This is a genomic window from Chryseobacterium vrystaatense (assembly GCF_000737765.1).
Taxonomy (GTDB): domain Bacteria; phylum Bacteroidota; class Bacteroidia; order Flavobacteriales; family Weeksellaceae; genus Chryseobacterium; species Chryseobacterium vrystaatense.
In genome coordinates this window covers 480,979-495,153 of the sequence record NZ_JPRI01000002.1, presented here as the reverse complement: position 1 = coordinate 495,153, position 14,175 = coordinate 480,979, and the positions used below count along the sequence as shown (strand labels likewise).

Annotated in this window: 13 protein-coding genes, 1 pseudogene and 1 riboswitch; of the genes and pseudogenes, 3 read left to right on the top strand and 11 right to left on the bottom strand. The window is 39.5% G+C overall.

Annotation, left to right across the window (positions count from 1 at the left end; all coding sequences use genetic code 11):
• The first annotated feature begins 61 nt into the window (after nt 1-61).
• A complete protein-coding gene (locus tag IW16_RS07805; RefSeq protein WP_034741830.1) occupies nt 62-2,788 on the top strand; it encodes a TonB-dependent receptor plug domain-containing protein in 2,727 nt (908 codons plus the stop codon).
• 73 nt (nt 2,789-2,861) lie between these two features.
• On the opposite strand, the gene tenA is transcribed toward IW16_RS07805, so the two are convergent.
• From tenA to IW16_RS07765, 8 genes are all read right to left on the bottom strand, one after another.
• Nucleotides 2,862-3,512 carry a thiaminase II gene (gene tenA / locus IW16_RS07800; protein ID WP_034741828.1) on the bottom strand — a complete coding sequence of 217 codons (651 nt, stop codon included), beginning with the start codon at nt 3,510-3,512 and terminating at the stop codon, nt 2,862-2,864.
• A complete protein-coding gene (gene thiD / locus IW16_RS07795) occupies nt 3,499-4,332 on the bottom strand; it encodes a bifunctional hydroxymethylpyrimidine kinase/phosphomethylpyrimidine kinase (RefSeq protein ID WP_034741826.1) in 834 nt (277 codons plus the stop codon). The genes tenA and thiD overlap by 14 nt, the downstream gene beginning before the upstream one ends.
• On the bottom strand, nt 4,329-4,964 hold the full coding sequence (gene thiE, locus IW16_RS07790; RefSeq protein WP_034741824.1) for a thiamine phosphate synthase: 636 nt from the start codon (nt 4,962-4,964) through the stop codon (nt 4,329-4,331). Before thiE ends, thiD begins: the two co-directional genes overlap by 4 nt.
• The gene (gene thiM, locus IW16_RS07785; RefSeq protein ID WP_185116419.1) at nt 4,961-5,758 is read right to left on the bottom strand and encodes a hydroxyethylthiazole kinase; all 798 of its coding nucleotides are present in this window, start codon (nt 5,756-5,758) and stop codon (nt 4,961-4,963) included. Before thiM ends, thiE begins: the two co-directional genes overlap by 4 nt.
• Before the next feature lie 62 nt (nt 5,759-5,820).
• Nucleotides 5,821-5,914: riboswitch (TPP riboswitch) on the bottom strand.
• A gap of 54 nt (nt 5,915-5,968) precedes the next feature.
• The gene (locus IW16_RS07780) at nt 5,969-7,810 is read right to left on the bottom strand and encodes a carbon starvation CstA family protein (RefSeq protein WP_034741823.1); all 1,842 of its coding nucleotides are present in this window, start codon (nt 7,808-7,810) and stop codon (nt 5,969-5,971) included.
• Nucleotides 7,811-8,020: 210 nt separating this feature from the next.
• Nucleotides 8,021-9,043, bottom strand: coding sequence for an alpha/beta hydrolase (locus IW16_RS07775; protein ID WP_034741821.1), 1,023 nt, complete (start codon nt 9,041-9,043; stop codon nt 8,021-8,023).
• Nucleotides 9,044-9,066: 23 nt separating this feature from the next.
• Entirely contained in the window at nt 9,067-9,450 is a 384-nt protein-coding gene (locus IW16_RS07770) for a DUF3037 domain-containing protein (RefSeq protein WP_034741818.1), read from the bottom strand.
• Nucleotides 9,437-10,210, bottom strand: coding sequence for a HipA family kinase (locus IW16_RS07765; RefSeq protein WP_034741815.1), 774 nt, complete (start codon nt 10,208-10,210; stop codon nt 9,437-9,439). Before IW16_RS07765 ends, IW16_RS07770 begins: the two co-directional genes overlap by 14 nt.
• 144 nt (nt 10,211-10,354) lie before the next feature.
• On the opposite strand from IW16_RS07765, the gene IW16_RS07760 reads away from it, so the two are divergent.
• Entirely contained in the window at nt 10,355-11,194 is an 840-nt protein-coding gene (locus tag IW16_RS07760; RefSeq protein WP_034741812.1) for an alpha/beta hydrolase family protein, read from the top strand.
• Nucleotides 11,195-11,274: 80 nt separating this feature from the next.
• Nucleotides 11,275-11,490: a hypothetical protein gene (locus IW16_RS07755; protein WP_131327859.1), complete on the top strand. Its 216-nt coding sequence runs from the start codon at nt 11,275-11,277 to the stop codon at nt 11,488-11,490.
• A 70-nt stretch (nt 11,491-11,560) separates the two neighbouring features.
• Here IW16_RS07755 and IW16_RS07750 read toward each other — a convergent pair whose 3' ends face one another.
• The 3 genes and pseudogenes from IW16_RS07750 to fahA form a co-directional block, all read right to left on the bottom strand.
• Nucleotides 11,561-12,382, bottom strand: a complete 822-nt coding sequence (locus tag IW16_RS07750; protein WP_034741807.1) for a flavin reductase family protein — start codon at nt 12,380-12,382, stop codon at nt 11,561-11,563.
• Between the two features lie 63 nt (nt 12,383-12,445).
• Nucleotides 12,446-12,757: pseudogene (locus IW16_RS26890) on the bottom strand (GxxExxY protein).
• A 130-nt stretch (nt 12,758-12,887) separates the two neighbouring features.
• Complete coding sequence (gene fahA / locus IW16_RS07740) at nt 12,888-14,135, bottom strand: fumarylacetoacetase (protein ID WP_034741804.1); 1,248 nt, start codon at nt 14,133-14,135, stop codon at nt 12,888-12,890.
• Nucleotides 14,136-14,175: the final 40 nt, after the last annotated feature.

The window sequence follows — 14,175 nt, the reverse complement described above, 5'->3', positions numbered from 1 at the left end:
TAATGAATTTGTTATAGATTTGCCACTCAAAAAAACATAAACTATAAATCAACGTAACGGTATGAAAAATAAAAAAACTATTTTATCCGCTTCTGTTCTGTTTTTCCTGGGAACGTATGCTTTCGCTCAGGAAAAAGTAAAGGACAGTGTGAAAACCAATACTGTAGAAGAAGTTGTGGTATTGGGCTCAAGAGCAGGTGCCAGATCAAAAATCGACAGCCCTGTTCCTGTGGATGTCTTCAATATAAAAGAATCGTCAGCCATTCTTCCGCAATCCAGTATAGGGCAGATCCTTAATGCGCTGGCACCCTCTTTCACTTCTACCATTCAGACCAACTCAGATGGAACGGATCATTTAGACCCCGCTCAGTTAAGAGGACTGGGACCGGACCAGGTATTGGTATTGGTTAATGGAAAAAGAAGACATACCTCAGCGTTGGTCAATGTCAACGGAACTCCGGGAAGAGGAACGGTAGGAACCGATCTGAACTCGATCCCCTCATTTGCTTTAAACAGAATTGAAGTATTGCGTGATGGTGCCTCAGCTCAATACGGATCAGACGCAATCGCAGGGGTAATTAACCTCGAACTGAAAAAAGATATCGGAAAACTGACAGGCCAGCTAACCTATGGTGGAAACCTGACTCCAACGGCCAATGATCATACCGGAAACTTTGACGGACAGAATATTCAGGTTGACCTTAATTACGGAAATAAAATAGGAAATAAAGGCGGATTCTATAATATTACGTGGTCTTCACAGTTCAGAAATCCAACCTTCAGAGCAGGATCAGAAAGTGGGGCCATTTATAATGCATATAATGCTATTGAAAGACGTGCACAGAATGATGGCGTAAATCTCTCTTCGCTTTTCTCGAATATTGGAAGCGTACCCAATCCCCAACAGCTTATTAATTATATCCACCAATATGCTCAGGGGGTAAGCTATTTCTCTCCGGAACTTCAGAATCAAATACAGGGAGCTAACTCCATCAGCGTTTTGCAGGGGCTTTTAAATAAAGATTTTTCAGATCAGGAACTGGCTTACAGAGGGCAGAACAGAAAAGATTTCAATATGCAGGTGGGGCAGTCTAAACTGAACAATCACCAGCTTTTCGCCAATATTGAAGTTCCTATCAATGACAACTGGAAAGTATATACTTTCGGTGGCTATAGCTTCAGACATGGGACCTCAGGAGGATTTTACAGAAAACCGAATCAGAGCAGAACGTTTACGGGATTATATTTAGACGGTTACTTACCACAAATAGGAACTGATATTCAGGATCTGTCGCTTTCGGCAGGAATTAAAGGAAAGTGGGAGGGTTGGAATATTGATTTCAGTAATACATTCGGACAGAATTCATTCACTTACAATATTCAGGATACCGGAAATACTTCATTGCGTTTTGCCTCTCCGAACGAGTTCGATGCAGGAGGTTTAAAATTTTCTCAAAATACCATCAATTTGGATTTCTCGAAAAAGTATGACGTCTGGAATGGTATTAATGTAGCGTTCGGAGCAGAACACCGTTACGAGAATTTTAAAATAACACAGGGGGATGAAGCTTCATACACTACTTATGATGCGGCAGGAAATGTGTGGAATAATACATCACCCAGAGCAACCGATTTCTTTGGAAATGTACTTCCGGGAGGTTCACAGGTTTTTGGAGGATTTAAACCTGCTAATGCCGTAGATAGAAACAGACAGGCGGTAGCCGCTTATGCAGATGTTGAATTTAATTTTACCAACTGGTTATTAGTGGATGCAGCGGCTAGATATGAAAATTATTCAGATTTTGGATCTACCTTCAATTATAAACTGGCTTCCAGAATCAAAGTGGCTCCTGATTTTAATGTGAGGCTGGCAGGTTCTACAGGATTCAGAGCACCTTCTATCCATCAGATCTATTATAATGTGACGTCTACTTTATTTACGAACAACCAGCTTCTGGAAGTGGGAACCTTCAGTAATGACTCCGAGATTGCAGGAGATCTGGGAATGCCGAAACTGAAGCAGGAAACTTCTAAATCTGCCAGTATAGGATTTACTTATAGAATTCCCTCTGCAAGCCTGACCTTTACGGCAGACGGATATTTTACAAGAATTAACAACAGGATCCTGCTTACCGATCAGTTTTTACGGGCTGATGTTCCTTTAGAAGCACAGAAAAAGTTTGATGCACAGGGAATCAACGGTGCACAGTTCTTTGCGAATGCCATTGATACAGAAACGAAGGGGATCGATGTGGTTATTGCACACAATGTGAGATTTTCAGGTTTTAAGCTTGATAACAGTTTAGCTGCGAATTTCAGCCAGACCCGAAAAGTAGGCGATATCCATTCTTCAGGACTGTTGCAGTCACCCAATCTTGAGAAGATCTATTTTTCAGAAAAATCAAGAGTCTATCTTGAAGAAGCTGTTCCAAGGGTAAAAGCCAGTTTATCGAATACGCTTTCATGGAAAAATGCCAGTGTCTATCTTAGAAACACTTATTTTGGAAAAGTAACAGGTGCAGATCTTATTGATGCCAACGGTGATGGGATTACTGGATTTAATGAGCATCAGCAGATCGGAGATAAGATCATTACCGATCTTTCACTGGCTTACCAGTTTACAAAAAATGTAGGACTGACTGTGGGAGTCAATAATCTCTTCGATATTTATCCGGATAAAAATCTTCCGGCCTCTACCAACAATAACCAGTTCGTTTATTCACGTTCTACGTCTCAGTTCGGACAAAATGGAAGGTATGTATTTTCAAGACTCAATTTCAATTTTTAAGTGATATCAAAAAGCGGATTCAAAATAGTTGAATCCGCTTTTATTTGGTTGTAACATAATGGTTATGTTTCAGTTATTTCCATGTTTTCAATTCATAAGCAGCTTCCCAGAAATGAAATTCCATTCTTGAAGCCATCAGAAAAGCTTCGGACATTTTTTTTCTAACCTCTTCCGTACTGTTTTCAGCCAGCCTGTTACAAATAGCGATAGCCTGATCTACAGCAACAGAGAATTCATCACCGCCATACGTATCGATCCACTTCTGATAAGGATTGTTGATCGCATTTTGATTGTTGTAAATATAATCTCCGACTTCTCTGTAAATCCAAAAGCAGGGAAGGACTGCCGCTACGGCAATTTCTACAGACTCTAAAGCAGCAGTGCTTCTCAGAAAATGAATGTAATGATGACAGGCAGGCTCTAATATTCCTTTTTCCGTAACGCCAAAATCTATAAAATAAGATTCATGCAGTGCATTCTCTACAACAATGGCATTTTCGGCAAAACGCATGAAGGAAAGTACATCCTGAAGATCCGGGATTTTTGCAGCAATCAGAGAGAGTGTTCTGCCGAAATGTTCAAGATACAGTGAATCCTGAGCCATATAAAACCGGAACTTTTCCTGAGGTAAAGTGCCGTCTGATAATTCTTTGATAAAAGGCATTTCCAGAATAGACTGGTAGTGATGTTCTATAATTTGCCAGGTTTGTTCAGACCATTTCATTTTTAATGAGTTTTTGAGGATTAAAAAAGTGATTAAGCGGACCGTTGCCAAGTCCTGTTTGAACGTCTTTCCCGTTGTCTATGGCTTGATATACGTAGTCTTGTCCAAGAGAAACAGAATCATATAAAGTTTTCCCCTGAGCCAGATAGGAGGCAATGGCGGAAGAAAGCGTGCAGCCGGAGCCGTGGGTATTGTTAGTGTTGAATTTTACTGTTTCAAAAGAATGGAAAATATCATGGTCATCATAGAATAAAGAAGTGATCGTTGAGGTTTCCTGATGTCCCCCCTTAAGAAGGATGCTTTTACAGCCCAATTTTTTTATTTCCTTTCCTGCGGCATAGAGATCTTCAAGAGTTTCTACTTTCATCTTTGCTAAAATGGCCGCTTCGTCCATATTAGGCGTAATAACGTCGGCAATCGGGAAAAGTTTTTCTGTGATGGCAGCTATCGTGTCTTCTTCAATCAGGCGGTGACCGCTTGTCGCGACCATAACAGGATCGAATACCAGCGGTATTTTTTTGTATTTACCTAAAGTTGAAACAATGGTTTCCACCAGTTGCGGGGTATGAACCATACCTATTTTAATGGCATCCGGAAAAATATCATCCAGAATGGCTTCGATCTGATCTGCGACAGCTTCTACCGGAACAGGATATATTTTTCTGACACCTTGTGTGTTTTGGACAGGTAAAGCGGTTAATACGGATGTCGAAAAACATCCCAAAGCTGAAGCTGTTTTAATATCAGCCTGAATACCTGCACCGCCGCTTCCATCAAATCCGGCGATCGTTAATACCGATGGATAGGTGTATTTTTTCATTTTAAAATTTCATTTTTTAATTGATAGGCTGCTTTTTGTGGATCATGTGCACTACAAATAGCGGAAACTACAGCAAGGCAGTCTGCACCCGCATTCATCACTTCTCTTGCATTTCCCAGATGAATATGACCAATGGCGACTAAAGGTTTTTCTGTAAGTTGTCTGATCGTTGTGATTCCTTCCAGTCCCCATTCCGTGATGGTATCCATTTTAGTATCTGTTCTGAAAACGGGACTTATTCCCAGATAGTCAGAGACTGCAGTTTGTTCATTGTCAAGTTGAGAAAGATATTCAATGGAGTAACCAATGATCTTTTTATGGAAAAGAGGCTGTTGTCTTAAATAAACAGGCGAAACATCGCTGTTTCCCACATGAATGCCTGCCGCATTGACCTTTTCTGCAACCTGAACATTATCGTTAATGATGAGGGGAACAGAATATTTATCTGTTAATTCAATAAGCTGTTGGGCTTTTGTGAGAAACGACTCTGTACTGCTGTTTTTTTCTCTCAGCTGAATCACATCAACTCCGCCAAGGATGGCTTGTTCAGCAACCTGCAGAAAATTTCTTCCCTTGCAGTCTGCTTCAGAAATAACAAGATAAAGCTGATAAGGAAAAGGATTTACACTCATAACCGTTCTATCTTTAAACGGCTGGAAAATTCCTGTTCAGTTATCGAATATAGTTTATCGGTGAGGTTGACCTGAAGACTTCCGGGACCATTGCTTTCTTCAGCAGCCAGTTCCCCGGCAATACCAATGACTGCCATTGCAGCAGCTACAGCAAGAACTTTATTCTCTGCAATTCCTATGAATGCGCCAATTAATGCTGTGGCGGAACATCCAAGACCTGTTACTTTCGTCATGAGTGGATGTCCGTTTTTAATGAAAATCTCCTGCTGATGATCCAGAATAATATCCGTTTCACCGGAAATGCAGACTATTGCTTCATATTGGCCTGCAAGACTTCGGGCTGCATCAATAGCTTCGTTGCTCTTTGCAGTACTGTCTACTCCCTTGGTAACTGTAATATTAGCTTTAGCAAGAGCAATGATTTCAGAAGCATTTCCCCTGATGACCGTTGGTTGATAGGGGAGAAGTCTATTGAGAACTTCATCCCGAAAGGAAGTAGCCCCTGCACCTACCGGATCTAAAACCCAGGGTTTGCCTGTTGAATGAGCAGTATCAGCAGCCATAATCATGGATTCCGACCAATATTCATCCAGGGTGCCTATATTAATGACCACCGAATGGGAAATGGCAATCATTTCCTTAATTTCAGATTTTGCGTGTGCCATGATAGGAGAGGCTCCTGCAGCCAAAAGGGCATTGGCTGTATTGTTCATCACCCCGTAATTGGTGATATTATGAACGAGCGGAGATTGTTGTCTGACAAGCTGTACCAGTTCCCAAAGAATTTTTTCCATTGTTATCATTTAAAATAAAAATAGCTTCAGGAAAAATCCAAAACAAAAAGTACATTTTACAACAATGTAATTTTGCTTTTCCCTACGTCGGTGTAAGCCGTATCAGGTTCAAAGGGACTCTCTCAATTCTTTTTCAGAATACCCCTAAAGCAAAACAAATGTATAAAAATTATCAGAGCGGGCAAAAACTCAGAAGGGATTTATGACTTACTATCTTTCTACCAGCTCTTTTACAGGTTCTCCGTAATAGTCCGTCACAGTGGTTTTGATCTTCACCAGCTGGTACCACTTGATAAAAGCGCCGATGAATACAATCAGCATAAGAACCATGGCGGTTACGGCTAAAGCTGCCAGCAGATACTGTTCTTTGGGAAGATAGATCGCTGTGACCTGTATATAGCCTGCCCAGAACGTGATTCCAGCCATGAAAACCCCGGGAATCGCGGAGCATAACGCATATTTCCCTCTGTTCATCCGGATCAGCATTGTTGTACAGACAATAAGTCCGCAGGCAGCCAACAGCTGGTTGCTGATTCCAAAGAGTGGCCAGATGCTGCTGACATTCCCTGTAAATACAAGATAACCCCATGCGAAAGTAAATAACAGACTGCTGATAATGATCCCCGGAATCCAGTTTTTATCATTGAATTTAGGAATAACGGATCCCAGCATTTCCTGTAAAAAGAAACGGCCCACTCTCGTTCCTGCATCAATCGCAGTAAGGATGAATACCGCTTCAAACATGATCGCAAAATTATACCAGTAAGCAGTAAGCTGATCCATATACGGGATTTTATTGAAAATATGAGCCATTCCCACGGCTAAGGAAACCGCTCCACCGGTTCTTCCGTGAAGTTCAATGCCTATTTTTTGAGAATAATAATCAATATCTACACCATGCAGAGCGGGATGTGCTGCCAGAAAGGCATCGTAAGATTCCTTTGGAGTATTGATGGCAAAATAGTCACCAGGCATCAATGTACAGGCTGCGATCAAAGCCATTAAAGCGACAAAACCTTCTACCAGCATTGCTCCGTAACCCACAAAAAGAATTTCTTTTTCCTTGTTAAGCATTTTAGGTGTTGTCCCTGTTGCGATGACCGCATGAAATCCTGAAATAGCTCCACATGCAATCACAATAAAAATAAAAGGAAGTACAGGACCGCCTATAACAGGGCCTCCTCCGTTGACAAACTCTGTAAGGGCCGGCATCTGTATGGTGGGATGAATAACGATAACCCCCACAGCCAGCATAATGATGGTTCCTATTTTTAAATAAGTAGAAAGATAATCTCTTGGTACCAGAAGAAGCCAGACTGGCAGCACAGAAGCCAGAAAACCATAAAGAGGAATCGCAATTGAAATAGTCGTTATGTCCCACGAAAATAAGTTATTCATAGTCTCATTCTGCATCAGGCTGTGACCGCCAATGATTCCTGCCACTAAAAGAATACCGCCTAAGATACTGGCGAAAAGCACACTGTTCTTTCTGTATCTCATGATCAGACCCATGATCACTGCAATCGGCATCGTAATCACAACGGTAAAAAGAGACCATGAAGCTTCATGCATCGCGTTGATACAGGCAAGTGACAACCCAGCCAGCGTAAGAATCAGAATAAATAAGATGGCAAAGCCTGCGACAGTTCCCGTTGCTTTCCCTATTTCTTTGGAGGCTATTGTAGCTAGACTCTGCCCTTTATGTCTTACAGAAGCAAATAACACAACCATATCATGAACACCGCCACCCAGAACACATCCTATCAGGATCCATAATGCACCGGGAAGATACCCAAATTGAGCAGCCAGTACAGGTCCCACTAAAGGTCCGGCAGCAGCAATCGCTGCAAAATGATGTCCGAAAAGAACATTTTTATTGGTCGCCACATAATCTTTACCGTCTGCAAATTCTACTGCAGGGGTCGTATTTTTATCATTGAGCCGAAGTACTTTATTGGCAATGAATATACCATAAAATCGATAGGCAATTGCAAAAATAAGGACTGATACAAATATCAGGGTAAGCGCATTGGTGTTATTCAGAAAATCCATACCATCTGTTTTTTTAGAATGAATAATTAAAAATATTGGATGTTTTGTTAAGAATAATTTAAACAAAAGCCAAGTTAATTATTTTAGACATAAAAAATGATGATATGTATATTAATCTAGCAAATTAATATTTAAAATCAGTGTTTTGTAATTTATGGTATTGATTATTAATTATTTGAGTGGAAATATGTTTTCGTGTATATATCCCATTTATTTTCTTTGCGAAACAATAAAATCCACCATTTGATTTGTTAATTGATCCATATAGGTTTTATCCGTTGTTCCAAAACCATGGATGCCGTCTTTCACAATAATGAGGCTGTTCTGAACATTTTCTCTATTGAGTTTTCTGTGAAGTTTTTTAGACTGTTGCATGGGAACCACCTTGTCTTTATTTCCCTGCATTATTAAGGTAGGAACGCCCCCTGAAACATAGGTAAGAGGAGAGATGGTCTTGAAATATTCTACAGTTTTTCTTTTTTCCTTTTTAATATCATATCCGGATAAGCCCCTTACAAGGTCGGTTCTTAAGTCCACGATTTTTTTTGCTGCGAGCCCAAAGAAAAATACGGGTACTTTTCCAAGCCTTGTATGAAGCAACTTATTGAGATCGGAAGGTCCGTAATGGTCCACCACATAATTTACTTTCGCGGAATACGCGGAAAGTTCGGGACTTCCCTTAAACTCATGGTCTGGCGTGTAAGCGGCCAGCATAGAAAGATGAGCCCCTGAAGAAGCTCCAAAAAAGCCAATATTATCAGGATCGAAATGATAGGTTGCTGCATTTTTCCTTACCCATCTTACTGCATCTTTCGTGTCCTCCAGAGGAGTTGGAAAATGTGTACTGTCATTCAAAAGCGTATTGTCAATGCTGATGACTGCATATTTCTTATCAAGTAATTTTGCAATGAATGTTTCAATGTAGCTTCCCTCTCTTACCGTCTTATCACCTTTTACCCAGGCACCTCCGTGTACATAGATGACAACAGGCATTTTTTCACCCGAAGTATTTTTGGGTGTATAAATATCCAGTAATAGGGGATTACCTTTTTGGTTGGTTTTATAAGGTATATTTTCTGATACCGAAGATATTTCAGGTAGAAGACTGCTTTTTCCTGTTTTAGGCTCGAGCTGGTTTTGTGAATAACCTAAATTAAATACAGCTAATGAGGAAACAAAAAACAGGTTTATAAAAAACCTGTAGATTGATATGTTGTTCGTTAATGATTTCATAGGATACTTTTTGTAGAGGAATGTTATTTTACTAACTCTTCAAAAAGTTTACCAAAAGTCTTTTCCAGGTCTTTGGATTTTCCCGGATGAGGTCTTGATGTCTGAACTACAGAACTTCTTACCGCTGTAAGCCACCGGAACCGTTCAGGAATATCCATCAGGGCAATCGGACCTCCTTCTTTGTCCCCGTTTGCAATTTTTTTGAAGCTTTCCAGATTCTGGATAATATCGTCAAAATCAATTTTGCTGTGCATCAGTTTAAATTTATCCGGGCACAGATAGAAGTCCACACGGATAAACTTCTCTTTTTTGGAAAACATCACGAGGCCGATGTTGAAAAATTCTTCTCTTTCAACTTTCGGCACCAGGCGTATGACAGCGTATTCGTATATTTTATCCTCTTGCATTTTTCGCTTCGTTTACAAAGATTTGAGAATTTTCTAACCTGGTTTTCATAAACTGGAAGTAGACCTCGCGGATCTCCTCCGGTGTTTCATCTGCATCTTTCCATTGGAGCCAGTCTTCAGGAATTAAATTGACGATATCCCTGAATAATGTATCATTCAGAACTTCGTGGGCAAATTTATCAGCCTCGTCCAGCTTATTTGCTTTCGGAAGCAGGACGTGATCTTTCACATATTTGAAAGGTGTTTTGGCCGCTGCATCAAAATTCTGCCACGAATGATGAAAATAAAACGATGCACCATTATCGATTACCCAAAGCTCTTTATGCCACATCAGAAGATTGGTGTTTCTGAAAGTACGGTCGATATTGGTGATGAATGCATCCAGCCAGACAATCTTCGAAGCCAGAAGCGGATCAACATTTACCCCCGGGTCATAGGTAATAGAACCTGAAAGATAGTGAAGTCCTAAATTCAGTCCTTCCGAAAACTTAAGCAATTCCTGGATTTCCTCATCAGCTTCTGTTCTTCCAAAGTCAACATCAAGATTGACAAATACCAGTTCAGGGATCTTCAGTCCCAAAGCTTCTGTGATCTTGCCTCCCAAAAGTTCGGAGATCAGCATTTTTACTCCGTGGCCAGCGCCGCGAAATTTCAAGACATATTTAAAATCATCATCAGCTTCTGCCAAAGCAGGAAGAGATCCGCCTTCCCTCAGGGGCAGGATGTAACGCATGACGGTTACCGTTCTTAAATCCAGCATACCGCAAAATTAAGGTTATTTTTTGATAACCTGTAATCTGTAAGGACAGGATCGAAAATAAGATTAAACCAGAAGGGCTAAGGATTTTTTTATTAATTTAGATTCGGATGAAATACATCAACAGTAAATAAAACGTTTAATTGTATGAAATTGATAAAAGATATTAATATAAAGCTTCAGAATTCTGAAACAAGAGATTTTTTGGCTGATGCATTGTATCCTGAGACAGACCAAAAACTTCCGTTGGTAATTTTTGTTCACGGATATAAAGGCTACAAAGACTGGGGTGCCTGGAACCTGATGGCAGAAAAATTTGCTGAAGCCGGTCTATTCTTTGTAAAATACAATGCTTCCCATAACGGAACCACGATTGAAGATCCCCATAATTTTGCTGATCTTGAAGCTTTCGGGAATAATAATTATTCCAAAGAACTTTCTGATCTTGGCGTTGTGATTGATCATTTTGTAAAATATCCCAATGTTGATGATCAGAAGATTATTCTGATCGGGCACAGCAGAGGAGGTGGGATTTCCATCATCAAAACATTTGAAGATGAAAGGATCAACGGACTTATTACTCTTGCGAGTGTAGATACTCTCGAACGTTTTCCAAAAGCTGAAGCGCTTGAAAACTGGAAGAGAGATGGCGTGTATTATGTGCTGAACGGGAGGACAAAACAGGAAATGCCTCACTATTACCAGTTTTACGAAGATTTTGAAAATAATGTTCACCGTTTTGATGTGGAAAGAGCAACAGAAATGGCAAAAGCATATGTGTTGATCATCCATGGAACCGATGATGAAAGCGTTAGCGTTAAAAATGCGGAACATCTTCATATCCTGAATCCTAATTCAGAGCTTTTCCTTGTTGAGAATGCAGATCATACGTTTGGGGCAAAAGAACCGTGGACAGAAAAAGTACTTCCGGAAAATCTGAAAATAGTAACTGAAAAATGCATTGATTTTATCAAACAAAATATGTAAGATTTATTGTCAAAATTATTGTTGATGTTATTAAATTTCATACTTTAGTGAAATACTAATACCGTTAAATGAAAATTTTTATGAAAAAGTCAATTTTAAAGAATGCTCAAAAATTAAGCAGAGAAGCTCAAAAACAAATTTCAGGAGGAGACAAAGTTTTACAATGTAACCTGAGTGGTTGCTTCAGTGATTATTTTAGTGATGGGCGAGGTGGATGTGTCGTACCTCCATGTGCCCCGCCTAATTTAGGTACTGAAGTTGTAGATGCTAATGGACGCTATAAATGCTGTTACTAGACCTTAAGTTTTTAAAAATAAAAAAGGAGTGAAATTTTTCACTCCTTTATATTTTAACTTCAACTTGAAATTATTTAACCAAAACCTTCCAGGCTTCTTCGATTTTACTTTCCAGTAAAAATTTCTGAGCTTCCAGATGAATATTGGCGTCATCGTGACAGTGTTCAGAAGGTAAAACTTCTACATTGGCTAGCATACCCAAGTCATTACCGGTAAAGACTTTGCTTAATTTTATAGCATCAGGAAGAAGATCAAATCCAATACCTTTTGTAACCAAAGGTTTTGGAACTTCAAACATGCTGTTTTCATTGCTTCTGGAATACCAGTTGCCACCTAAACGAGCGACCATGTCCAGTTTTTGCTGATCCAGATTTCCTGCGTCGTTCATATATTCTTCCCTTATATGGATTTTCTGAACCTCACAAATCACCAGATTTCCTGCTCCACCCTGATCTCCCAGAGATTTTACTTCTAAAACTTTACATTCAAAGTTCACCGGACATTCTTCAATCAGCTTAGGTTGTACCAGATCTGCATCTTTCATGGTCAGACCGGATTTTACAAACTCATTGGTTCCTGTTTCGTATTCGGTAGAAGCTAAAGATATTTGCTGTACAATAGGAAAATTCACAGTTCCGATTACAACTTCAGGAACCTCCAGGACATTTTCCAAAGTATGTTTAGTGGTATTGTCACGTACTCTCCTTGATGGCGAAAAAATCAAAATCGGAGGTACTGTACTGAACATATTAAAGAAACTGAAGGGCGATAAATTGATGGTGCCATTTTTATCTACTGTAGATGCCAGGGCTATCGGACGCGGAGACACGGCGGTCTGCATGATGGTCTGGAGCTGTACGGGGGATAATTCCGATGGGATTACTGTTTTCATTGTTTATTGTTAACCACAAAAGGCACAAGAGTTTTTAAAGCTAAAATGAGATGTTTTACAAGGTCAAAAAAGCATATTGTAATATTTGTTTACAAAAGTTTCCTGGCCATCATGATACAAGTTTTTAACATTAAAATTAACTAAGATTCCTTTGGGGTTTTTCATTAAATTAATATAATTTAAAATTTGGGATCGGTTGACATTATTAAACTCGGAGACCGATTTTAATTCAACAACAATTAAATCTTCAACAAGAAAATCACAAAAAAATTGCAACTGATCTCTTTCCCTTTATAAATAACAGGTACTTGAAGTTCAGATTTAAAACCAATATTTCTTAATCTGAATTCTTCTCCTAAAACATTTATGATATATACTCTCTAATAAACCGGCGCCTAAAATTTTGTGAACTTGTATGAAGGCGCCGTTTTATCTTATAGGTCAGATCAGTTAAATATGACTATGTAATCATACGATCTTTTGTGACTTTTGTGGTTAAAAGATATTACTTCGTTGGAAGTATTTTACCGGAAACTTCACCGAAACCTACTCTTACCCCATCTTTTTCAGCCCATGCTTTCATGGTAACAGTATCATTATCTTCAATGAATTTTCTTTCCTGCCCATCTTTTAACTGTAAAGGATTTTGTCCTCTCCATGTTAATTCCAGCATAGATCCGAAAGATTTTGGATCGCTTCCTGAAATGGTTCCGCTGGCATATAAGTCTCCAACTTCCACATTACATCCGTTTACCGTATGGTGAGCAAGCTGCTGGGTCATATTCCAGTACATGAATTTATAATTACTTTGTGAAATCAGATTTTCTTCCCCATTTTCAGGTTGTAAATAGACTTCAAGGTTGATATCGTAATTTTTATCGCCTTCAAATTTTAAATAGTCTAAAACTTCAGGATCTTGTTTTGGAGAAGCTGTTCTGAAAGGTTCCAGCGCTTCAAGGGTAACAACCCATGGAGAAATAGATGAACCGAAGTTCTTGGCAAGGAAAGGTCCCAGCGGAACATATTCCCAAGACTGAATATCTCTCGCTGACCAATCATTGAATACAACCATTCCAAAGATAGCCTCTTCAGCGTCTTGTATAGAAATACTTTCGCCCATTTCTGAGTTTCTGTTAAGGACAAATGCCATTTCCAGTTCAAAATCCAGCTGTTTGCTTGGCCCGAAAAGAGGTTTTTCTGCATCGGCAGGTTTGGTCTGACCTTTTGGTCTGTGAATATCTGTTCCTGAAACAACAATAGAGGAAGCTCTTCCATGGTAACCTACCGGAAGATGTTTCCAGTTGGGAAGTAATGCATTTTCCGGGTCGCGGAACATTTTCCCTACGTTGGTTGCGTGTTCGATACTGCTGTAAAAATCCGTGTAATTCGCGATATGCACCGGCATAATCATCCTTACCTGATCCAGATCATAGAATGCATCTGCGATAGTTTTCTCGTCTTTTGATAAGATTGAACCTTCCTGCAGAAGTTCCTGAATTCTGGTACGTACAGCGTTGGTAACCGGTTTTCCCAGTTCGATAAATTCGTTGATGGTATACGCTTCAAAAACGTTGTCATCTAATCCTTCAATGTTTTCAAAATATGCCAGATCGTACAAAGTGGCAAGATCAACGACCTGATCTCCGATCCTTGTACAGCATCCGATATACTCCTTATTAAAAACTGCTACTCCGAAAGGAATATTATGTATAGAAAAGTCTGAATCCGAAGAATACTCTACAAATGATTTCATAATTTTTGGAATTAAATTAAAGTGTAAGATAATAAATCTG